Source organism: Mesorhizobium sp. dw_380, from assembly GCF_018588885.1.
Classification (GTDB): Bacteria; Pseudomonadota; Alphaproteobacteria; order Rhizobiales; family Rhizobiaceae; genus Mesorhizobium.
Map to the genome: position 1 here is coordinate 78,481 of NZ_JAFFIW010000023.1, position 21,298 is coordinate 99,778.

Annotated in this window: 19 protein-coding genes, 1 tRNA gene and 1 pseudogene; 11 read left to right on the top strand and 10 right to left on the bottom strand. The window is 62.0% G+C overall.

Features of this window, described 5'->3' with window-relative positions:
• The first annotated feature begins 50 nt into the window (after window positions 1-50).
• Entirely contained in the window at window positions 51-416 is a 366-nt protein-coding gene (locus JT360_RS21380) for a VOC family protein (RefSeq protein ID WP_214473759.1), read from the top strand.
• A gap of 681 nt (window positions 417-1,097) precedes the next feature.
• Here the strand turns inward: JT360_RS21380 and JT360_RS21385 are convergent.
• From JT360_RS21385 to JT360_RS21400, 4 genes are all read right to left on the bottom strand, one after another.
• Entirely contained in the window at window positions 1,098-1,811 is a 714-nt protein-coding gene (locus tag JT360_RS21385; protein WP_214473760.1) for an SGNH/GDSL hydrolase family protein, read from the bottom strand.
• Between the two features lie 417 nt (window positions 1,812-2,228).
• Window positions 2,229-2,768: a dihydrofolate reductase family protein gene (locus JT360_RS21390; RefSeq protein WP_214473761.1), complete on the bottom strand. Its 540-nt coding sequence runs from the start codon at window positions 2,766-2,768 to the stop codon at window positions 2,229-2,231.
• Window positions 2,769-2,793: 25 nt separating this feature from the next.
• Complete coding sequence (locus tag JT360_RS21395; RefSeq protein ID WP_214473763.1) at window positions 2,794-2,979, bottom strand: DUF1127 domain-containing protein; 186 nt, start codon at window positions 2,977-2,979, stop codon at window positions 2,794-2,796.
• A gap of 84 nt (window positions 2,980-3,063) precedes the next feature.
• Window positions 3,064-3,996, bottom strand: coding sequence for an alpha/beta hydrolase (locus tag JT360_RS21400; protein ID WP_214473764.1), 933 nt, complete (start codon window positions 3,994-3,996; stop codon window positions 3,064-3,066).
• Between the two features lie 288 nt (window positions 3,997-4,284).
• Here JT360_RS21400 and JT360_RS21405 point away from each other — a divergent pair, with 288 nt between their 5' ends.
• Both JT360_RS21405 and JT360_RS21410 read left to right on the top strand, forming a co-directional pair.
• The gene (locus tag JT360_RS21405) at window positions 4,285-4,899 is read left to right on the top strand and encodes an NAD(P)H-dependent oxidoreductase (RefSeq protein ID WP_214473766.1); all 615 of its coding nucleotides are present in this window, start codon (window positions 4,285-4,287) and stop codon (window positions 4,897-4,899) included.
• A 324-nt stretch (window positions 4,900-5,223) separates the two neighbouring features.
• Window positions 5,224-5,898: a glutathione S-transferase family protein gene (locus JT360_RS21410; protein ID WP_214473805.1), complete on the top strand. Its 675-nt coding sequence runs from the start codon at window positions 5,224-5,226 to the stop codon at window positions 5,896-5,898.
• Window positions 5,899-6,384: 486 nt separating this feature from the next.
• Here JT360_RS21410 and JT360_RS21415 read toward each other — a convergent pair whose 3' ends face one another.
• Window positions 6,385-8,568, bottom strand: a complete 2,184-nt coding sequence (locus JT360_RS21415; protein ID WP_214473768.1) for an autotransporter family protein — start codon at window positions 8,566-8,568, stop codon at window positions 6,385-6,387.
• 608 nt (window positions 8,569-9,176) lie between these two features.
• On the opposite strand from JT360_RS21415, the gene JT360_RS21420 reads away from it, so the two are divergent.
• The 5 genes from JT360_RS21420 to fabG all read left to right on the top strand — a co-directional run bounded on the left by JT360_RS21420 (window position 9,177) and on the right by fabG (window position 15,129).
• Window positions 9,177-11,447: a propanediol/glycerol family dehydratase large subunit gene (locus JT360_RS21420; RefSeq protein ID WP_214473770.1), complete on the top strand. Its 2,271-nt coding sequence runs from the start codon at window positions 9,177-9,179 to the stop codon at window positions 11,445-11,447.
• Entirely contained in the window at window positions 11,444-11,863 is a 420-nt protein-coding gene (locus tag JT360_RS21425; protein ID WP_214473772.1) for a diol dehydratase small subunit, read from the top strand. Before JT360_RS21420 ends, JT360_RS21425 begins: the two co-directional genes overlap by 4 nt.
• 9 nt (window positions 11,864-11,872) lie before the next feature.
• Window positions 11,873-12,571, top strand: a complete 699-nt coding sequence (locus JT360_RS21430) for a cysteine hydrolase family protein (RefSeq protein ID WP_214473774.1) — start codon at window positions 11,873-11,875, stop codon at window positions 12,569-12,571.
• A gap of 96 nt (window positions 12,572-12,667) precedes the next feature.
• Entirely contained in the window at window positions 12,668-14,194 is a 1,527-nt protein-coding gene (locus JT360_RS21435; protein ID WP_214473775.1) for an APC family permease, read from the top strand.
• Between the two features lie 170 nt (window positions 14,195-14,364).
• Window positions 14,365-15,129: a 3-oxoacyl-ACP reductase FabG gene (gene fabG, locus JT360_RS21440; RefSeq protein ID WP_214473776.1), complete on the top strand. Its 765-nt coding sequence runs from the start codon at window positions 14,365-14,367 to the stop codon at window positions 15,127-15,129.
• A gap of 18 nt (window positions 15,130-15,147) precedes the next feature.
• Here fabG and JT360_RS21445 read toward each other — a convergent pair whose 3' ends face one another.
• Together JT360_RS21445 and JT360_RS21450 are read right to left on the bottom strand one after the other, a co-directional pair.
• Window positions 15,148-16,158, bottom strand: coding sequence for a phosphotransferase enzyme family protein (locus JT360_RS21445; protein ID WP_214473777.1), 1,011 nt, complete (start codon window positions 16,156-16,158; stop codon window positions 15,148-15,150).
• 117 nt (window positions 16,159-16,275) lie between these two features.
• Entirely contained in the window at window positions 16,276-17,559 is a 1,284-nt protein-coding gene (locus JT360_RS21450) for a class-III pyridoxal-phosphate-dependent aminotransferase (RefSeq protein ID WP_214473778.1), read from the bottom strand.
• Between the two features lie 102 nt (window positions 17,560-17,661).
• Between JT360_RS21450 and JT360_RS21455 the strand changes: the two genes are divergently transcribed.
• Window positions 17,662-18,423: an SDR family NAD(P)-dependent oxidoreductase gene (locus JT360_RS21455; RefSeq protein ID WP_214473815.1), complete on the top strand. Its 762-nt coding sequence runs from the start codon at window positions 17,662-17,664 to the stop codon at window positions 18,421-18,423.
• Window positions 18,424-18,578: 155 nt separating this feature from the next.
• Here the strand turns inward: JT360_RS21455 and JT360_RS21460 are convergent.
• Window positions 18,579-18,654: transfer RNA gene (locus JT360_RS21460), tRNA-Ile, on the bottom strand.
• A gap of 133 nt (window positions 18,655-18,787) precedes the next feature.
• Between JT360_RS21460 and JT360_RS21465 the strand changes: the two genes are divergently transcribed.
• Window positions 18,788-19,498, top strand: a complete 711-nt coding sequence (locus JT360_RS21465) for an SIMPL domain-containing protein (protein WP_214473780.1) — start codon at window positions 18,788-18,790, stop codon at window positions 19,496-19,498.
• A gap of 313 nt (window positions 19,499-19,811) precedes the next feature.
• On the opposite strand, the gene JT360_RS21470 is transcribed toward JT360_RS21465, so the two are convergent.
• Together JT360_RS21470 and JT360_RS21475 are read right to left on the bottom strand one after the other, a co-directional pair.
• A complete protein-coding gene (locus tag JT360_RS21470) occupies window positions 19,812-20,219 on the bottom strand; it encodes a hypothetical protein (protein ID WP_214473781.1) in 408 nt (135 codons plus the stop codon).
• Between the two features lie 171 nt (window positions 20,220-20,390).
• Entirely contained in the window at window positions 20,391-20,837 is a 447-nt protein-coding gene (locus tag JT360_RS21475; protein ID WP_214473818.1) for a YcgN family cysteine cluster protein, read from the bottom strand.
• 197 nt (window positions 20,838-21,034) lie between these two features.
• Between JT360_RS21475 and JT360_RS21480 the strand changes: the two are divergent.
• Window positions 21,035-21,298, top strand: a pseudogene (locus JT360_RS21480) (OmpA family protein); the annotation flags it as partial.

Here is a 21,298-nt window from a genome sequence, read left to right on the forward strand (position 1 = left end):
ACTGGACCGTCTAGTTTGATTTGGACCGAGATGCAATGGGGAGATCGACGATGCACATCCAGTTCGCGGAGCTGCCGGTGTTCGACCAGGAACGCGCCAAGGCGTTCTACGTCGATCACTTGAATTGCCGCGTCGTCGCCGATCAGCCAATGGGCGATGATGGCTGGCGATGGATCGAACTCGGATTTCCAGGCGCCGATACCACCCTCCACTTGCTAAGGCGCAAGGACGAAACACCATCTGAGGGGCCCGTCCTCGTGCTGGTTGACAACGAAATCGAAGTCACCGTCCAGAGACTCAAATCGCGAGGCGCCGAGATCATAACAGAACCGCGCCCCGCGCCATGGCAAACGGGGCGCATGATCGCGGAGTTTCGGGACAGCGAGGGCAATCGCATGATGATCACCAGCAGATGACGCACTCACCTATCATGACCGCAATATGCTTTTGCGGTGGCGTCGAACTCAAAGCGCTTGGCAGGCCGATCGTCAGCAGCGTCTGCTACTGCGACGTCAGAAGGGAGCTGACCAGATCGAAGCTTTGCCAGGTGCTGGCGCCATACGCGATCCCGATGGCGGCACCGCATACATCGTCTATCGAAAGGACCGCATCGAGTGCTCCAGGGGGGCCGAATCGCTGAAGGGTTATAAGCTTAAGGAAGTTTCGGTCACGAATAGGGTTATCGCCACGTGCTGCAATTCGGCGATGTTCATGAACTTCGATAGAGGTCCGCATTGGGTCTCGGCATACAGAGCTCGGTTTCACGGAGAACTACTGCCACTGCAGCTGCGGATTTGCACGAAGTTCAAACCGCATGGCGTTGTCCTTCCCGATGACGTGCCGAGCCACCGGGGCTATCCTCCCGGGTTCATCGTTAAGCTTCTCGCATCGCGCGTGGCGATGTTGCTAGGTCGATAAACCGGCCGGCCGCCAGCCTGCGCGATAAGACATTCAGATAGGTGAGCAAATCGGATACGGCCTTGCCGCTTAAAGCGTGTCGCGCTGAAACGGATTCAGGTGACACGCTTTAAGTCTTTGTTTTTATGCATGTCGTTGTCCCAGAACCGCTGCACACTTCTGGGCGACATGCATTGGGCTCAGGCGTCAATGAACTTCTGTATGCGATCCGCCACGATCAGCGCTGCCCGGCTGTTCAAGTGCACGCCGTCGGTGTGAAATAGCCAGCCATTTCTGCGGGCGACATCGTCCGGATGCTGCCGCAGCACCAGTACGCGAAAGGCATCGCGGTAGAATGGAAGAAAGTTGAACGCCGTGTAGGCCCGGCCAGGCGAGGCGCGAACTGCCTCGATGATCGCCTCATGGAGCGGGATGTAGTAGCAGCGTTCCTCGTGCGCGACGGCCGCCACGATCGCAGAATATTCCTTGATCCGCCGGTTGAGCTCGCTCTGGAACGGGTCGTCGGAATCCGGTGCTTCTCCTATTGGAGGGAGCGAACAAAGGCCGATGTCGGCCGCCGTCTCGCGCTTCAGCCTGCGGGCTATCTCGGCCAGATTCTCGTGGAACCTATCGGGCGACGGCGTGCGAGGCAGGCGCTTCCATAGCGTAAAGAACCGCCGCACTTTGCGTGACACGAGCGCGAGAACGTCATTCCCGCCGACCCAGACGATGACCTTGCCGGGACGACAGGCGAGCACGTCCGGCAGCCGCTGCAGTGCGTTATAGGCCAGGTCGCCGCCGACGCCGAAATTCCGGAACTCAAATTGCCCGTTGCGCGGCCGACGGCGGAGCTCGGCGATCCAATCGAATGCCTGGCCCTTGCCCGCCGTGCTGCTCGATCCGAGGCAGGCCACGATTTTTCGTTGAGGACTCACCATCGTAACTCCGCCAAGCCAGAGTGAGAAATCGTCGCCTTATGCTCTTCCCAAAACGGCTGGCCCAGGCGTGAGCTTCAAGTCGGACTCCGAGGCGGCTCCAATGACCCACGGGCAGGCATAATAGTCTTCGATGTGGTCGATGACGCCGCCTGCGACATGGACACGAACCGGCCACGCGACCTGCCACTGGTGGCCTCGCTGGAAGAGCACGAGCACGACAGGCTCTCCGTCGATCGCCCCGACCTTCATGATCCACGTCTCCGGGTCATGCGGGCGCAGTAGCGATGCAGTTGAGCGCGGACGCCCGACACCGTCTCGAGGAAGGCTCGATACCGCGCGTCGAACAGGCCGATCGGTCGCCCAGGCATGTCCTTCACCTGCCACATCTTAGCGTCATTGAGGAACATAAGTGAGGACCATGACGCCATTCTTGAAGCGATGCGTATCGACAAGCTTCAGGCGGACGAGATCATTGTCAACATCTTCAAATGCGCGCTTGCCCTCGCCGACCACCTTGGGGATCACCCAAATCTGATACTCATCGACAAGGTCCGCGGCGAGCAGGGTCCGATCGAGGCTGGTGATCCCGTATTTCACGATGTTGCCGCCCGGCTGTTGCTTGATCCTTGCAAGCTCGGCAGCCACGTCGCCCTTTATCAACGAGGCGTTCCACGCCATCTTCTTGAGCGTCCGGGAGGCGACGAGCTTCTTCATGCCGTTGAGGCGATCTGCGTATTTGTCACCTCTCGTCTCCGGACGCGAGGCGAACATTTCGTAAGTAACGCGACCGAGCAGTAGGAACTCGACATCGGCCAAAGCTTCGAACGAATATTCCTTCACTTCTTCATCGAAGCACGATCCCGCGATCCTGATCGGGTTCTCGATCACGCCGTCGAGCGAGACGAAGCTCCCCACTTTCAATTTGCGGGTCATGCGACCTCCTGACTTTCACAGCGTGTCATCGTTGCCAGAAGGGCAGCTTGGCGATCTCTTCCTCGGCTTGCCGTCTCGTCAAACCGATATCGTCGATCAGGTGCGGATTGTCCCTCGATATGCGCTTGAGTTCCCAGCGAAAGCGTGTCTGCTCGCGCCAGGTCGCGATGGCGCTTCGCAGGGCCGCCAGGCTGTAGCGCCGAGGCGCCATTTCCGACAACCTTACGATCGTTCCTGTGCATGCCTGATGTGGCGCTGAGGCAAAGGGATCGTTCATGGCAAGCTCCTTCGCGAGTCATGCGACCTGCTGAGTTTCATCGCGTGTCGCCACGGCTCCCGCCAGGCCGAGCTTGGGGCGAACCCATTGCGCAAACCGCTCTATCGCGTCGTCGGCTTCGGGAGCGCGGCCGGCCATCATCTGGAACGAGTGCAGCATCCCCGGAAATACGTCCAAGCGCACTTCGACGCCGGCGGCCTTCGCCCGGTCGGCGAGCGCCCGGCTGTCGTCGACCAGGGTTTCGTCTCCACCCGCTTGCAGATAGATCGGCGGCAGGCCCTTGAGATCGGCAAAGATCGGGCTGGCGAATGGATCTCGAGCATCGACCCCGTCGAGGACTTGCGATGCCAGCATCTCTACGGCCGCCTTCTGGAAAAAGGCGTCCTTCTCGCGGTTGGTTTCGTAAGAGTGCCCACTCGCCGAAAAATCATGCCAGCCGGAGATGCTGAGGATTGCGGCCGGCAGCGGCCGTCCGGCATCACGAAGTTTCAGCGCCGCCGCAACGATCAGGCCCGCGCCGGCAGAATCGCCTGCAGCTATGGTGTGCTTCGGCGCGATACCCTGCTCGGCCAGCCACTGGAACGCGGTCACGGCCTGCTCGATCTGGCGCGGGAACTTGCTCTGGAAAACGTAGTCGTAAGTGGGGAGCAAAGCGTAACAGCCAATCGCCTTGGCGAGGTGTCCGACCATTTTGCGATGGGTCCAGATCGATCCGCCGACATAGCCACCGCCGTGCAGGTAAAGCATGACCCGATCTTTGGCCGCCGTTTTTGGCTGAACCCACAGTGCGGTTTTGTCGCCGAGTTCGGTCTCGATGTAATCGACGCCGCCCGGTTCTGCCGTCAAGACAGACCACTCGGAGGCTTCCTGCGGCGATTCTCGACCGCTGCGCCAAGCCTCGGCGAGCGTTTCGTAGTGGATCTTGTTGGCCAGGCTCTGCTTGCTGTTCATTGTCACGCTCCAATTCGTCCAGGAGGGCGACGTTCAGGATGACCGCGCCCATCAACAGCTAAGACGGACGAGCTGAGCGAAAGGATACGTCGCCTGCAGATCGTTGATCTGCACCGACCCGATCCTAGCGGCAATGGCAGCGCTGCCTTTGACCCTTGCCGTCATTGGCTGCAAATGAGCATTTACCTTGTCGTTCTCTTCGTGCGGTATCGACAATGTCGGCACGGCAACCAAGGCGAGGCAGCTCGGGTTGCCCGTCCCCGCGCCTCTCAAGCCGAGGAGTAAACGATGCGCATCTTCTCCATCATAGCCCACCCGCGTGCCAACAGCTTTTGCCACGCGATTTCCGCACGCGTTCGCAACGCGCTGGTCGGCGACGGCCACATTATCGAACATCACGATCTCTATATCGAAGGCTTCGATCCGTGCCTGACCGCGGAAGAGGCCTACACGGTCGGCGACACGCTGGAAAAAGCGCTTTCGCGGGCCGAGGATCGCGTCTTGATCCAGCACCGGACGCAAGTCGCGGATGCGGACGGTCTGCTGATCGTCCACCCGAACTGGTGGGGCAAGCCGCCTGCAATTCTGGCGGGCTGGCTTGATCGTGTTCTGGTCCCTGGTGTCGCCTATCGCCTGAAAACCGCGGATGGGTTGCCCGAAGGCCTGCTGTCGATCAAGAAAGCCATTGTCTTCAATACGTCCGATACCGATGCGGCGCGAGAGTTGAATGACCTCGGCGACCCGCTCGGGCTGATCTGGGGACGATGCGTCCTCCCATATTGCGGAGTTCTGGAACACGAACGACATGTGTTCAGGCCGGTTGTCGACAGTTCCGAGGAGCAACGGGAGAACTGGCTCGATGAAGCCACTGCCAAATGCCGGACTATGTTCGGGGCAGGTTGAACGCAAATGCGTTCGCTCGGTCCGCAAATCCTCTCACGACCGTGCTCGCCCGAATTGCGGCTCCCATCCGCTTCGCGCCCATCCAAGCACGCGGCGCAGATCCTGATGCCGGCGACGTATCCTTTCGCCGGCTTCGTCCGTCTTAGCTGGTTGATGGGCGGTCATCCCCAAAGTCGCCCTCCCAAAGGAATTGGAACAGGATACACCACGAAATGCTCGTCGAGGCTTGGCGCAGCGGTCGAGCCGCAAAGTTCCGAGGTCAGTGTCGTGAAACGCGCCGGTCGTTCGTCCTTGGGATGGAAACAAAAGATATCGAGAGAAACGATGACCCCCACCATTACCGCATTTGAACGGTCGCCCGACGGCGGCAAGGGACTGGCGCGCGATACGCGCGTCCGCTGGGCGCTGGAGGAAGCGGGCCAACCTTACGAGGTTCGCCTGGTTTCATTCAAGGCGATGAAGGAACCGGCGCATCTCGCCCTTCAGCCCTTCGGGCAAATTCCGACCTATGAAGAAGGCGATCTCGGGTTGTTCGAGACCGGGGCGATCGTGTTCCATATCGCGGAACGCCATCCGGGCCTGTTGCCGGACGATGCCAACGCCCGGGCGCGCGCCATCACCTGGATGTTCGCCGCGCTCAACACGGTGGAGCCGCCGATCCTCGAACTTGTAACCGCCAAGTTCAAGGAAGGCGACAGGTCCTGGGCCGCGCAACGCCTGCCTCTCGTCCAGGATCGCATCCGCAACCGGCTTGGCCAACTGTCCCGACATCTTGACAAGGCCAACTGGCTCGATGGTGCGTTCAGCGCGGGCGATCTGATGATGGTCTCGGTGCTGCTCAGGTTGAGAGCGTCGGGTATCCTGGACGAATATCCGAACCTCTCCGCCTATGTGGCCCGTGGCGAAGCGCGGCCCGCCTACAAGCGCGCCTTCGACGCTCAACTGGCAATCAACGCCGAACCCAATCCATCACTGCCCGAACCGCGATTGACCTTGTGACGCTCGATCCGGCTTGCAGTCACGCTGCATGCCAACGATAGCAAAAGAACGCGCCCTCAATAGTGAGTCTTGCGATGTAGCGCTCTGGCGCTACCACCATCAATCACACCAATCTGATGAGCACATGCATCCTATCTACAGGCCGCGGCCACAGTTTGCCGCACAGCGCAATCACACCTCTTCCCTCCGACATGACCGAGTCGTACGGCTGTTAACGCGCAAACCAATCCTTGGCGAACCTGTTGGCGAGCCACGTGGTGAAACCGGTCAATAAGCCATTGATAAATAACGATAAGCCATAATGGTGGGCCCGGAGGGAGCACTCAAATATCTGATTTCATGTACTTTTTCGTGAGCCAAAATCAAAATACTCCCGTATGGCTTCGTATGGCTCCGCCACCGAGCTTAGATTCGAAATTCCCGCCAGTCCGCCGCAAACATTTTCGGCTCGCCCTCCATCGCCTCAGATGAGGTCATCGATCTCGGCTACCACTTGACGCTGAAGCCGAGCTTGGCCCCGATCGAGCGGCTATCGCCGAACTCCTTCAGGCTCGACTTGGCGAAGGCCTCGCCGGAGACCATGTAGCGGTCCTCGTTCCAGCTCAGCGACCCACCGACGCCCAGCCCGGCCCACAGCGGCTGGTCATGCTCGTGCAGCGCGGTGCCGGAGACGTCGACATCGTTGCCGTCGAGGAAGTCGTAGTAGAGGTTGGCGATGCCGTAGAGGTGGGAACGGCTCACCATCCCTTGAGCGCCCGTCCAGGCATCCTCATAGTCGAGCGACAGGCCGGCACGGCCGATGAGCGCCTCGCTGCTGTCGGGCGACACCGCCGCGTCGAACGGATCGGTGAAGCTGTCGAAGCGCACCGAGGAGTAGGAGAGCTGGGCCTGCGGCGTCAGCGTCCATTTGCTCTGCAGAGCGAACTTCTGGCCGGCTTCGAGGCTGAGCGCGTAGCCGAACCCGTTATTGCCCTTGGCGAGCTCCCTGCCCAGCGTGGCCGACTTCAGGTCGCTGTCATACCACGTCGCTTCCGCCTGGGCGTCGCTGTAGAAGCCGTTGTCTCCGTACCAGGTCAGCGTGCCGCCGAAGCCATAACCCGTGGCATCGATAGAGCCCACGCCATAGATCGAGGAGATGTCCGACGAGGCCGTGCCATAATGAAAGGAGACACCCCCGAGCAGGATGCCGGCGGCATCCTCGTAGAGGAGCCCGTCGAGGCCCGACTCCAGCTTCCATGTCGTCACGTCATAGTCCGAGAGGGTTGTGGCGGTCTCGGGGCTCTGCCGCGTGTGGGCGCCCTCGATGCGGGCCCAGATTGCGTTCTGTGCCGGAACGCTGCCGATCTCATCGGCGCCTTGGGCGGCACCCACCCAGGAGCGGTTGCCGAGGCGCTGCTGCAGCGTGCCCAGTTCGTTGAGGCTCTGCAGGACGCCGGGATAGGCTTCATAGATCGGCACGGCCGGCGAATAGAGTGGTCTCTGCGGACCGGTCGGATTGGTCAGCGCCGAGCGCAGATACCAGTCGCCGTCGGCCGGCGTGCTGACGCCGTCCTTGTAGAGCCGATAGGCATAGGCGCCGCCGACCACTGCCTGGTCGCCCTGGAAGACATAGTCGCCTTTCAACGTGAAGGTGCCGGCCGAGCTTCCATCGACATCGACGATCTTGACGCCCTCGACGGTCAGCGCACCTGCGCCGCCGACATTGGTCACCGCAAGAAGGCCCGTGCTGGAGGTGCTGCCATGGATGGCCACCTTGTCGGTGGTCGAAGCATCGCCAGCGAGCGCGGCATTGAGGAAGATGGTTCCGCCGCTGCCGGTGTAATCGCCATTGACCGTCAGCGTCGTGCCAGGCGCGGTGCCCAATCGCACCGACCCGGCATTGCCGAGCGAAGCGACGGTCTGGTTGAAGCCGCGCAGATCAAGCGTTGCACCGGAGGCGACGGTATATGCCGATGCCGCGCCCAGCGTATTGGTGGCACCCGCCGCCAAGGTCCCCTGCTGCACGGAGGTCGGGCCGGCGAAAGCGGAGCCCCCTGCGGTCAGGACAAGGGTCCCCTCGCCCGACTTGGTGAACGCACCCGCTCCGGTCAGCGCGCCATTCAGCGTCAAGGTCGTGGCGGCGGCGGTGGAAACCGTGCCGGAGCTCATCACATTCATCCCACGCGAGGTGCTGAAACTGTCGGTCGTGCGCAGCGTGCCGCCGTCGAAGGCGAGCCCGCCGGCGGCATCGCCGAGATTGGCGTCGGCGGAAACCTGCAGCGTACCGCCATTGATCGCGGTGCCGCCGGTGTAGCTGTTGGTGCCGGTCAGGACCAGCGTGCCGCGGTCGGACTTGACCAGCTGCGCATCGCCCGAAAGATCGGAGGCGATCGTTGCCGTCATGCCGGCCCCAGCCGCCGTGCCGTCACCGACAACGATGCTGCTGGATGGTCCGGCCAGGTCGATCGCGTCGCCCTGGACAATATAGCCGCCGGTCATGAACTGCATGCCGGAGGCCGTCACCTGGCCCAAACCGTCGTCCACCGTCACCGTACCGGCCTGACCGGCAAAGATGGCGAAGGAGGCGTCGATTAGCTCAGGCTTACCGCCGACATACGCCGGCTTGACGATGATGCCGCCGGCCAGCGCATTGTGGTGCTGCCGTTCGCCGCTTCCTGAACTCGCGCGCATTCGCTGCGGTGCAAGCGTGATGTTTGCCGCATTCTGCCTTCGAAGAAAGGTCTGGGATCCGGGGAGGTTGATGCAGAAGAAAGCCCTGCGGGCCCTGGTTCTCGGCAGTCGCCAAAGAATGTCGGGATCTGTTCGATAGAATTCCGCTCCGGAGCCACGCCCCGGAAGAGCTGTATTGCGCCGCATCGCCTCGTACACGGTATCGCTGCATACCTGCGCTTACGGACGCGTCACGCCCGAAAACCCAGATACCGCATCAGGTTATCCCTATCCGCCTCGCGTCGACACAAACATGCTACAGAATTTTACCTCTGGTTGAAAGGATAAATTTTCCGAACAAAGGCAATCTACTTGCCGCCTGAGCAAACACCTGTCCAACGCATTTATAATTTACGTACAACTGTCATGAACTGAACGCCTCCTGCCGAGGCTAGGCACTACATATCGTTTGGCTAAAGCAATGCGCCATTTGAATGCGCATTGCCTTGCCCAAAGCGGGCATAGCCATCAACAGGGCGGCGTGCAGGCCCTTCGGCGACGTTCGATCCAGGCCATTGTGTGACGAGTGGGCATTCACTAGTCTTTCCGCCAAGCTGGGAAACGCACGCATGACGCCGAAACTGAACCGCTGGAAGCGCTTCGCCGACTGGGACGAGCGGCCGTTGCGGCTGGACAAGTTTGCGGCAGAAGACCCTGCCAACGGCTTTTCCGCCTTCTCCAGCCCGGCCGATCCCAAACCTGGCATCGGCATCAAGGGCCGGCGCGTCGTGTCCCTCGATGGAGTGCTCGAGCACGACTACGACATGATCGACCGCTTCATAGCCCGCCACCACATCGATCCGGATGTGGCGCCTGAAGCGATGGCGCTGGATTCGGCGACCGTCGCACGCTGGCTTGTCGACATGAACGTGCCGCGCGAAAAGCTGGTGCGGCTCGCGCATGGCATGACACCCGCGAAACTCGCCGAGGTAGTGTCGCAGCTCAACGCGTTGGAGATCGCCTTCGCCTATTCGAAGATGCGGGCACGCAAGACGCCGGGCAACCAGGCGCATGTCACCAACGCCAAGGACGACCCGCTCCAGCTCGCCGCTGATGCCGCGACCGCCGTCGCCTTTGGCTTCGACGAGATCGAGACAACGATGCGCGTTTCGCGCAACGCCTGGTCCAACGCGGTGGCGTGCGCGGTGGGCGGTGCGGTCGGCCGCTGGGGAACGCTGTTCCAATGCTCCAGCGAGGAAGCGGAAGAACTGCGCATCGCCATGGCCGGCTTCACGTCCTACGCCGAGACCGTTTCCGTCTACGGCACCGAAAAATCGTTCACCGATGGCGACGACACGCCATGGTCCAAGGCATTTCTGGCCGCCGCCTACGCCTCGCGCGGCGTCAAGATGCGCTGCACGTCGGGCGCCGGTTCCGAGTTGCTGATGGGTTTCCATGAAGCAAAATCGCTGCTTTACCTGGAGGCGCGCTGCCTCTGCCTGCAGCGCGGCATGGGGGTGCAGGGTACGCAAAATGGCGGCATCGACGGAGCGCCTTTGACCGCCACGATACCTGGCGGCGTCCGCGAACTGATGGCCGAGAACCTGATCGCCGTCTGGCTCGATCTCGAATGCGCGTCGGGCAATGACGCGCGTTCCACCGAATCGGAAATTCGCGTCGGCGCAAAGATCCTTCCCTACCTGATCGCCGGCTCGGACCTGATCTGCTCGGGAATGGGATCGATCCTGAAATACGACAATTCGTTCAACCCGTCGCTGATCAACGGCGAGGAGCTGGAAGACTATTTGGTGCTGCAGCGGGATTTCGAGGCCGATGGCGGGCTGACGCCGCTGCCCGAGTCACGCGCGATTGAATTGCGCGAGCGCGCGGTGGAGGCGATCGCCGCCGTGTTCGAGGAGCTCGGCCTGTCGACGCCGACCGAGGACATGAAGACCAGTGTGGTTTATGCCTCCGGTTCCGACGATACGCGCAGCCTGATGCCGCGCGACGTGTCCTTCATCAGCGAGGCCATCAAGGAGCGCGGCATCACCGTGATCGACGTGGTCAAGGCGTTGGCCAACCGTGGGTTCCGCGAAGAGGCCGAGAACCTCCTGAGCGTGGTGAAGCTGCGCCTTTCCGGCGACTATCTCCAGACATCGGCCATGATCCGCAACGGGCGGATCGTCAGCGCGGTCAACGACCCGAACGACTATCTCGGTCCCGGCTCGGGCTATCGCGTGTCTGAAGAACGGCGCCTGCAACTCAACGACATCCGCGATGTGCTGGATCAGAAGGAAGTGCTGCGCTCCGAGGCCCTGCACGAGAAGGACGAGGCAAAGCATATCCGCTATCGCAACCTTGGGCCGGCGGCCAACGGGTCGGCGAAGGACGATGTAGTCATTGGCATCAGCCCGGCCTTCGGACTGAAGCTTTACCGGACGACGGCCGGACATCGGCTTTCCGAAGTCCTTGGCGCCATGCTGGATGCGATCAGCGCGCGCGGGCTCAAGGCGCGCGTCGTTCGCTTCCGCCATACGGCCGATACCTCCTTCCTCGGTCTGTCCGCAGCGCGACTTGCCGGCAGCGGCATCGGCATCGGCATCCAGGCCAAGGGCACAGCTGTCATCCATCAGCGCGACCGCCAGCCGCACAACAATCTCGAACTGTTTTCCAATGCACCGATCACCAGGCTCGAGCACTATCGCGCGCTGGGAGCCAATGCGGCGGCTTACGCGCTAGGCGAAATGCCGGAGCCCATCGTGGTGCCGCAGCGGGGCGAGGCAATGGGGTCTCGGTATCATGCCCGTGTCGCCCTCATCTACGCCATCGAAACCGGACTGACCGAGGCCGGTGCGGCTCCTGAAGCGGTCGATGTCACTTTGACGGGAGCGAAATCGTGACCCATACCCGCGCCGACTATCCACTCGCCGAAACCCAGCCCGGCGCCGTCACCGGCAAACACGGCAAGGCGCTTCCGCAGATAACGCTGGATGCGGTGCTTGCCGGCGACGTGACGATGGAGGACCTTCGCATCACGCCGCAAGCGCTGCGGGCCCAGGCCGGAGTGGCGCGCGATGTCGGCCGGCCGACACTGGCCCTCAACTTCGAGCGGGGGGCGGAGCTTGTCGAAGTGCCGCAGGATTTCATCATGCAGGTCTACGAACTGCTGCGCCCGGGCCGCGCCAAGTCCAAGGAAGAATTGCTCGAGGCCGCCGCCACGATGCGCGACACCTACCAGGCCGAGCGCATCGCCCGTTTCATCGAAGAAGCCGCCGAGACCTATGCGGCGCGCGGCCTTTTCACGTTCCGCTTCTGAAAGGACCGCATGAGCTGGAAAACCGGATTCCGTTCGCTTTATTACCTTGACGCACCCGAGCCGGATGATCCGGTGCTGGTGCCGGCACAGACCGCCATCCTGGTCATCGACGTTCAAAACACGTACCTGGAACGGCCGGATCGCGTGTCGCTTTCGCCGCAAGAACAGCACCGCTACGATCTGTGGACGCCGTTCCACGAGCGCATGCACAGGACCGTCATACCGACCACGGCAAGATTGCTAGAGCTCGCACGGCAAAATGGCATCGAATGCCTCTTTGCCCGGATCGCCTGCCACACCAAGGATGGGCGCGATCGCTCGCTCTCCCAGAAAATGCCCGGCTGGAACAATTTGCTGCTGCCAAAGAACGACGCGCCATCGCAGCTCGTTGCCGAGCTTCAGCCGGCCGGCGACGAGATCGTGGTGACCAAGACCACCGATTCCGCGCTGACGGGGACGAACCTGCGCCTGGTCCTTCACAATCTCGGCATCAGGAATGTCATCTGTTGCGGCATCTTCACAGACCAGTGCGTGTCTTCGACGGTGCGCAGCCTGGCCGATGAGAGCTATGCCGTCATCGTGATCGAGGATTGCTGCGCGGCGGCGACCGAGGAGCTTCATCGCAAGGAGCTCGAAATCATCAACATGATCTACTGTCACGTCATGTCGAGCAACGAGCTTTGCAAAATCATGGCCTTGGCAAAGTGACGCTGCGTCCGTAGTGTCATTGCTGCACTGGCAGGCTGGGACACATTGGCCGTCAGGTGCGGGGAACAAACAGCTGTCACGAATGGAGAGGGCTTCATGGCCATAGAAACCGCAAGCGGGACGATTGACGTTTCGAAGAGTAATAGTATCAACCTTTTGCACTCGAAGGCCGTGGGGCTCGCGGGAGTGCTCTTTCTGGCCGTCACCGGCGCGGCGCCAATGTCGGCAATGCTGGGCAACGTGCCGTTCGCGGCAGGCTACGGCATCGGCAAATATACACCTGCCGCATTCCTGATGGCGACGATCGTGCTGACCATCTTCTCGGTCGGCTATGCCGCAATGGCATCGCGCGTATCGTCCGTCGGCGGCTTCTACTCCTTCATCAGCCAGGGGCTCGGCCGCGAGGTCGGCATGTCTGCAGGCATAGGCTCGCTCGCCTGCTACTCGCTCTTCGAGGCCTCGCTCACCGGGTTGTTCGCGTTTTTCGGCAATTTGTGGATTTCCCAGCACTTCGGCATCAACGTGCCGTGGATTGTCCTAGCGCTGGCCATGATCGTGGTCATCGCAGCACTCGCCTACCGCGACGTGAAGGTGTCGGCGCGGCTGCTCGGGATAGCTCTCATTCTTGAAGTGATCATGCTGGCGATCTTCTCGCTGGGTGTGCTCTTCGCCCATGGCGGGACGAACTTTTCCGGCGACTCGCTGAATGTGTTCAAGGTGTTCACGCCTGTCGCCGAGCAGACAGTCGGAACCGTGGCCATACCCGCGGGTGCCGCGGCTGTCGGCATCTTCATGGCGTTCTGGTCCTGGGTCGGCTTCGAGATGGCGCCGAACTATGCCGAGGAATCCCGCGATCCGAAGCGCATCATTCCGCAGTCGCTGCTGATTTCGGTGATTGGCCTTGGCCTGTTCTACACCTTCGTCAGCTGGTGCGCGGTCGCAGCCTATCCTACCGAGGCCGACATGGTGGCCAAGGCATTCTCCGACGGGGTGAACTTCTTCCTGACACCCATTCAGACTTTTGTCGGCGGCTGGGGCTACCAGCTGATGTCGCTTCTCATCCTGACCAGTTCATTCGCCTGCGGCATGGCCTTCCACAACACCGCTTCCCGCTATTTGTACTCGCTGGCGCGCGAGGGCGTTCTGCCGCAGGCGATCGCGGAGACGCATGATCACCACAAGAGCCCCCACAAGGCTTCGGCCCTGCAGTCGGTGCTGGCGGCGATATGGGTGCTGCTCTACGGTTTGGCCTACGGCTTCGACGACCCGTCGGGGCAAGCCTGGCTTGGTGTCTATACGCTGTTTGCGGTGCTTGGCACGGGACTGCTGCTGGTGCTTCAGGCCGTTGTCTCGCTGGCGATCTACGTGTGGTTCAAGAAGAACGGCGGCGGCAGCATGCTGACGACTGTCATTGCGCCGTTGATCTCGCTCGTTGTCCAGCTGGCCCTCGTCTACACGCTGGTGGCCAATCTCGCCACCTTGGGCGGCACCAATGGCTTTGCCAGGAGCATCCCCTATGTCGGGCTTGCGATCCTTATCGTCGGCCTGATCTGGGGCTTCGTGCTGAAGTCCGCCAATCCCAAGGCCTACCAGAACATCGGTCACATGGTGAACGAAGGCTAGAGCAATTCCAGGAAAAGTGTGAAACGGTTTTCCCGGCAAAAGCGCGTAGCGCTTTGCCTGGGGAATTGCGTCAAAATAAAGAGCTCTAGGGCGTCCATCGTCCTGGAATACTTTTCGGCAACGGGGACTGGGTATCACTCTGTCCCCGTCTCATTTTGGAGCTTCAAGTGATGACCCAGTCTTTGAAGGGTCGGTCCGTCGTCGTTACCGGCGGATCGAAAGGCATCGGCAAGGGCATAGCGCGGGTGTTCGCGCTCTCGGGCGCCAAGGTCGCCATCATTGCGCGCCATCTCGACAAGGCCGAAGCCGCGGCCGCCGAGATTGGCCACGGCGCCTTCGGCGTGATTGGCGACGTCACTTCACTCGCCAGCATCGAAAGCGCGTTTGCGGCAGCCGCCACGAGAAACGGTGGAATCGACGTGTTGTGCGCCAATGCCGGAATTTTCCCGCAGGCGCGGCTCGAAGACATGACCTCGCAACAATGGGACGAGGTTGTCGACACCAACCTCAAGGGCACCTTCCACGCGGTCAAGGCAGCGGTACCCTATCTCAAGAAATCCGACCAGGGCCGGATCGTGCTGACGTCATCGATCACCGGCCCGGTCACCGGCTTTCCTGGCTGGTCACACTACGGCGCCACCAAGGCCGGGCAGCTCGGCTTCATGCGCACCGCTTGCATCGAGCTGGCGAAATACGACATCACCGTCAACGCCGTCATGCCGGGCAACATCCTCACCGAGGGCCTTGCCGGCCTGGGCGATGACTACCAGAAGACCATGGCCGCGTCTGTCCCGCTCAAGCGGCTCGGAACCGTGGAGGACATCGGCTACGCCGCGCTCTACTTTGCGTCGAAGGAGGCCGGCTACGTGACAGGACAGACGATCATCGTCGACGGCGGCCAGATCCTGCCCGAGAGCCTGGAAGCATTAGCCTGATGATGGCGACCGTCTAGTCTACGAAAACTTGCTCAGATAGGCCTCGCACAGCCCGATCGTTCCCTCGGTGTAGGGGAGGCCCATCGACTTGGCGAGGTCCGTCTCCGCGTGGGAGCCTATCCACGCAACGAGCAGCAGGCGGCGCAGCATCACGAAGGTCGGGATCTCGTCCTCGTCCGCCTTGGGCAGGTCAAGCACGCGGCGATAGCCGGTCGTCCACGATTGGATCAGATCGGCTGCCTGCGGCTCGTGCTCGTAGAAAGAGATGGGCGTCGCCGCGTCGTACATAAACCAGCCGAAGCCGCAGTCGTCGAAGTCGATGACCTTCACCGTCTTATCGTCGATCAGCAGGTTGGCGAGCCGCAGGTCGCAATGAATGAGGCCGAAGCGGTCCTGGCCCTTGCCGAAGGCATCGAGCCTGCGGCCGATCAGCTCCACGGTACGGCCAAAGAGTTTGGCCTTCGCGGCGTCGACGCCCATGCCGTCGCGCCAGCTCCCCCAATGGGGTCTTTCCTCACCGAGGCTTGTCTCGAAATCCCACACGTGGCGGCTGAACCAGGAAGGGGGCCGCCACTGCCGGGCATGGATGTGCATGCGGGCCGTCACCTCGCCCAGCACCTCGAAGGGCTCGCCAAGCGCCTCGCCTATGCCCGGCTCCGCACCGGTCTCCCATTGCGACAACACGACATGGCGCGGTTGCGCCAATCTGGCATGGCCGACGAGCTGGATTTGTTCGCCGTCCTTGCCCGCGACCGGCACGGGTGTGGGGACGATCCCGGTCTGGCGCAGGTCCGTCAGCCAGGCCAGTTCAGATTGGATGGCCGTCCTTGAATGGTAGCCGTCACGATGGATGCGGAGCGCCCAGCGCCGGCCGTCGCGAGCCGCTATCTTGTAGGTCGCGTTCTCCGACAGGTTGATCATCTCGACGGAAACGTCCACCGGTAGATCGTAGTTGGCGGTGGCTGCCTCCGCCGTCTCGTGCAGGATGCCGAGTTGCTGGTCGTGCGTAAGCGCTGCGAAATCCGTCACTGTCCGTCCTGCCCCATCATTGCGCCCTTGTCTCCTGCCAGAACCTGCACCATCCCTGCAAGCCCGGTCGCCAGCTCGAACTGGACGCCTGGCAGATTCAAACAGGTTTGGGACATGTCAACTCGCCTTGCGTGCCTGATGCAGCAGCTCTCGCGCACGGGGCATTGCCGCATCGAAACGATCCATGATGTCCTGGCAGGTTTCGTGATCCAGAAGCACGCCGGGCTTCCATTGCAGCACCCGCTTGTCCAGTGACGAGAAAATCGCCCAAACGCCCTGCTCGTAGAGTGCACGTGACACAAAGACGGCGCCTTCCGGGTGATTGCTGAACTCCAGACCGAGGATCACGCCTTTCTGCCGCACCCCGGTGAAGATGTCGCCGTGACGGACCAGCATCTCACGCATGCCCTGCGCCATGAACTCGGTCACGGTGCCGACATTGGCCACCAGTTCAGGCCGCTGCAACATCTCGATGACCTTGTGGCCGACGACACACCCGAGCTCGGCCCCGCCGGTGGTCGAGATGTGGGCCGCCCCGTCCTCGTTGAGCCAGCCGCCGGCCCTGTCGTTCACCAGCGTCGCGCTGATCGGATAGAGGCCGCCGGACAGGCCCTTTGCCGTCACCATGATGTCCGGCTGGACGCCATAGGCTTGCCAGCCCCACATGCTGCCGGTCCGCATCAGGCCGGTCTGGACCTCGTCGGCGATGTACATCGCGCCATGCTTTTCGCACAGTGCCTTGCAGGCGGCGAGATAGCCGTCCTTCGGCATCGGGAAGCCGTAAGTGGCGGGGATCGTCTCCATGATCAGCGCAGCGACGTCTTCGCCCGTGAGCGCCTGCGCCATGGCATCGATATCGTTGAAGGGAACCTGGATGAACGTCTCCGGCTGGTCGGAGAGAAAGATCTTGGTGAAGCGATCGTCGCCGGTCGCCACCGCGAGCCCCGAATGTCCATGATAGCCCTTGATGATCGACACGATCTTGCGTCGCTTGGTGGCATAGCGAGCGCTCTTGATGGCGATGTCCACCGCCTCGGCGCCGCCCGGCGCGAAGATCGCATATTTCATTCCCGGCGAGACATTAACGAGGGATTCGGCCAGCGTCGTCCGCGCGACGGAGGGGAACCAGTGGTTGCCGATATCGAAATAGTCGAGCGCGCTCTTCAGCGTCTCGACCAGCTCCGGATTGCGGTGGCCGAGATTGTAGGTGCCGCCATTGAGATGCAGGTCGATCAGGCGGCGTCCCGACATGTCGTAGAGGAAATAGCCCTCCCGCCTGCCGATCACCAGATCGATCCCCGCCTTCTGCCAGAACCTGGTCTTGTCGGGATTCCAGAAACGGATTGCCTTGTCGAAAAAATCCTGCTTCGACTCGAACTTGAAGGGGCCGAACTCGTACATGCCTGTCTTTTCCTCAGAGGTTGATCGGGGCGCAACAAGGCTGGCGTGGCCCGCCCGCCGGATGATGCAGGATTACGAGGCGAGGAGAAAGGGTGGAGAGGGATGATCCTGAAGGACAGGACCGCGATCGTCACCGGGGCGGGATCGGGCATCGGCAGGGCCGCGGCGCTGATCATTGCGCGCGAGGGTGCGGTGGTCGGTGTGGCGGACCGCAGCGCTGACGGCGCGAACGCGACCGTCGAGCAGATTGTTGCTGCCGGTGGCCGGGCAAAGGCGCTTGTGTTCGACTTGACCGATGATCAGGCGCTTGAAGCCGGCTTTCACGATTTCATCCACGCTCAAGGCAGGATCGACATCCTCCACAATCACGCCGGCGTGCAGGTCGAGGGCGACGTGCTCGGCGTGAGCGTCAAAGGCTTCGACACCTCCTGGACGCTCAACGTGCGGGCTCACTTCCTCGGCGCCCGCATCGTCTTGCCGTTCATGAAAAAGGCAGGTAGCGGGGTCATCCTCAACACGTCGTCGAGTTCCGGCGTGCTCTACGACCGGGAGATGATCGCCTATACGACGACCAAGCACGCGGTGATCGCGATGACGAAGCAGATGGCGGGCGACTATGGCCGCTTCGGCATTCGCGTCAACGCGCTTTGCCCCGGTTGGGTGGACACGCCCTTCAACGCTCCTTTCATCGCCCAGATGGGGGGCCGCGAAGCGATCGAAGCCTACATCCGTGAAAAGGTGCCGCTTGGCCGTTGGGCAAGCGTCGAGGAAATCGCGGAGGCAGTGCTGTTTCTGGTGTCCGACCGGTCCTCGTACATGACGGGCCAGATTCTGGTTATCGATGGAGGAGAAACGGTGATCTAGGTGTGGGCTTTCGGGAGGTCGGAGGGTCCAAATGAACATCGACAAGAATGCCGCATGACCGAACAGGCCGTAGCCGGCGCATCGGAGGAGTTCACGTCCACATTGCGCGGCATCTCCAGAAAGCTACAGAAAATCAATTGTTTACATAGATATTATGGTGGGCCCGGAGGGACTCGAACCCCCAACCAAGCGGTTATGAGCCGCCGGCTCTAACCATTGAGCTACAGGCCCCACGCGGGCTGGATTAATGTTTTTCGCATCGCGGCACAAGGCTTTCCCGGCGGGCTTTCGCAGAACGCCCAAATCAACCCATAATTGCGCTCTACGCGACGCCTGCGATTGATCGCAGACCTAGGAGATTTTCATGACCAGACATCTTTTGCCGCTCGCGCTCGCCGCTGCAATCGCTTTTCCGGCGATGGCTGGAGCCGCCGACTTGCCGACGCCGCCCCGCATCATTGTTTCGGGTGAAGGCGAAGCGACCACCCCTCCCGACCTGGCATTGCTGTCGCTCAGCGTCATGCGCGAAGCCAAGACCGCGCGCGCCGCGCTTGACGCCAACAACGACGCCATGGCCGCCGTGATCGCGGCGATGAAGGCGGCCGGCATCAAGGATCGCGACCTGCAGACCGCGGGCATCCAGATCAACCCGCGCTACAACTACACCAACAAGCCCGATGGCAGCCAGGAGGCCGAGCTCGTCGCCTATCAGGTGACCAACACGCTCGCCGTGCGGGTGCGCGACATCGACAAGACCGGTGAGATCCTCGACAAGGCCGTGTCGCTTGGCGTCAACCAGGGTGGCGGCATCTCCTTCACCAACGACAAGCCGGATGCCACCATCACCGAGGCGCGCAAGAAAGCGGTGGCCAACGCGGTCGCCAAGGCCAAGACTCTCGCGGAAGCCGCCGGCGTGACGATCGGGCGGGTGCTGGAAATCTCCGACCAGAACATCGCCCCGGTGCCGATGGCGATCAACGCAAAGGCATTCGATGCCGCCCGGGCCTCAGTGCCGACGCAAGCCGGTGAAAACGCCTACAACGTCCAGGTCACCGTCACCTTCGAGCTGAAGTGACGGATCCAGCTATCCGTTGCCTGCCGGCGACGGATGAGCTGCCGTCGATACAATGCACGAAAAACCCCGCGGGATCGCTCCCGCGGGGTTTTTTTCCGAGCCGCACCCGTCCGATGGGAAAGGGGCTCCGCTATCCCCGGCTAATCCTCGCAGAGGATTATGCCGCTGCCGACTTTCCTGAAAGGTCGTGTCTCCCGGCTAATCCTCGCAGAGGATTATGCCGCTGCCGACCTTCGTGGAGGTTCGTGTCTCCCGGCTGATCCTCTCGGAGGATCATGCCGCCGTTGATCCTCTCAGGAGGACCACGCCTGTCTCAGCGATAGATGACCGGGCAACCGCGCTCGTTGGCGAACACGACGACGACGCGGTCGCCATCCTGGCGGCCCATGACCTTGACCGTGCGGCGACTGACGTCGACGATGCGGGCACGGTAGAGCCCCATGCGCTCGGCCTTATCGAGCGCGCGGTCCGGAGAGCAGCCACGACGCCAGCCGTCGCGGCGCCAGCCATCGCGGCGCCAGTCGTCGCCGCGCCAGTCGTCGCGACGTTCATCATGGCGATAGTCGCGGCGATAGCCGTCATCGCCGGAATAGACGCCGAAGCGCGGATCGTTGTTGTTGCCGAAGCCGAGATAGAGGCTGTCGGCATGGGCAGGAATGGCTGCCAGCGTGCCGAGGCCGACCAGGGCCGAGAGGGCTGCGGTCTTTACCGTGTTGAACATGGTCTTCTCTCCTTGTTGCGGGCTTGCGCCCGTCCTTTGAACCGATGGTGGGAGAATGCACCAGCCCGTCTGAACCATTTACGAACTCGCCGTTCATCCGCGGTTCATGTGGCGCGAAAGGGAAATCTTCGCCGGTTTCGACCAATGCGTCCCGGCGCGCCGATAAGAGCCTCAGGGCTCGTCGTCGAGCATATAGTCAAAATAATCTTCCGGCTTGGCCAGCTCGGTCTCGCTCGCCTTGACGCGGCCGCGCATCGAGATGCCGGCCTCGTGCACGGTCTCGGCACTGCCCGACACCAGCCGATGCCACCAGTAGAGGTCGCGGCCTTCGGCCACCAGCCGGTAGGCGCAGGTGCTGGGCAACCAGCTGATGGTGCGCACGTTCTGCGGCGTCAGGCCGACGCAGTCGGGAACGCGCGCCAGCCGGTTGGCATAGTCGCCGCAGCGGCACGTCTGCGCGTCGAACAGCCGGCAGCCGACGCTGGTCCAGTAGATTTCGCCGGTATCCTCGTCCTCGAGCTTCGACAGGCAGCATTTGCCGCAGCCGTCGCAAAGCGATTCCCACTCGGCCGGGCTCATCTCTTCCAGCGTCTTTGTTTTCCAGAACGGCGTTTCCATTTTGGGGATGTGGCCCCAGCGGACGCTGAGGTCAAGCACCGCGATCGCCGCCAAAGCCGCCCGACCATAGGAAAAACATGAAGTTGCCTTCAAAACGCCGGTCAATCGTTCTTCGTTGCCGGTAATGCCTGCAAACCGGAACCAATATGGATGATGAAGGTTTGGGCAGGGATGGGACCCCACAAGGAGAAATTTCGATGAAACGCCAACCACGGATTCTGGCAGGCACTGCACTTGGCCTGCTGATGGCATCCGCGCCGTTAGGCGCATCCCCGCTTCAGGGAAGTGCCGCGTTCGGCCCCATGCAACGCGGCGCCGTGCCGTTGATCCTGGCCCAGGCGGCCTGCGCCGAGGGCGAATCGGCCGAAGCCTGCGCGCAGAAGCAGGGCGAGCAGAAGCCCGAGCGCAAGAAGCAACAGCAGACCGAGCAGGCGCCGGCCGAGGAACAGCAGCCACGCAGG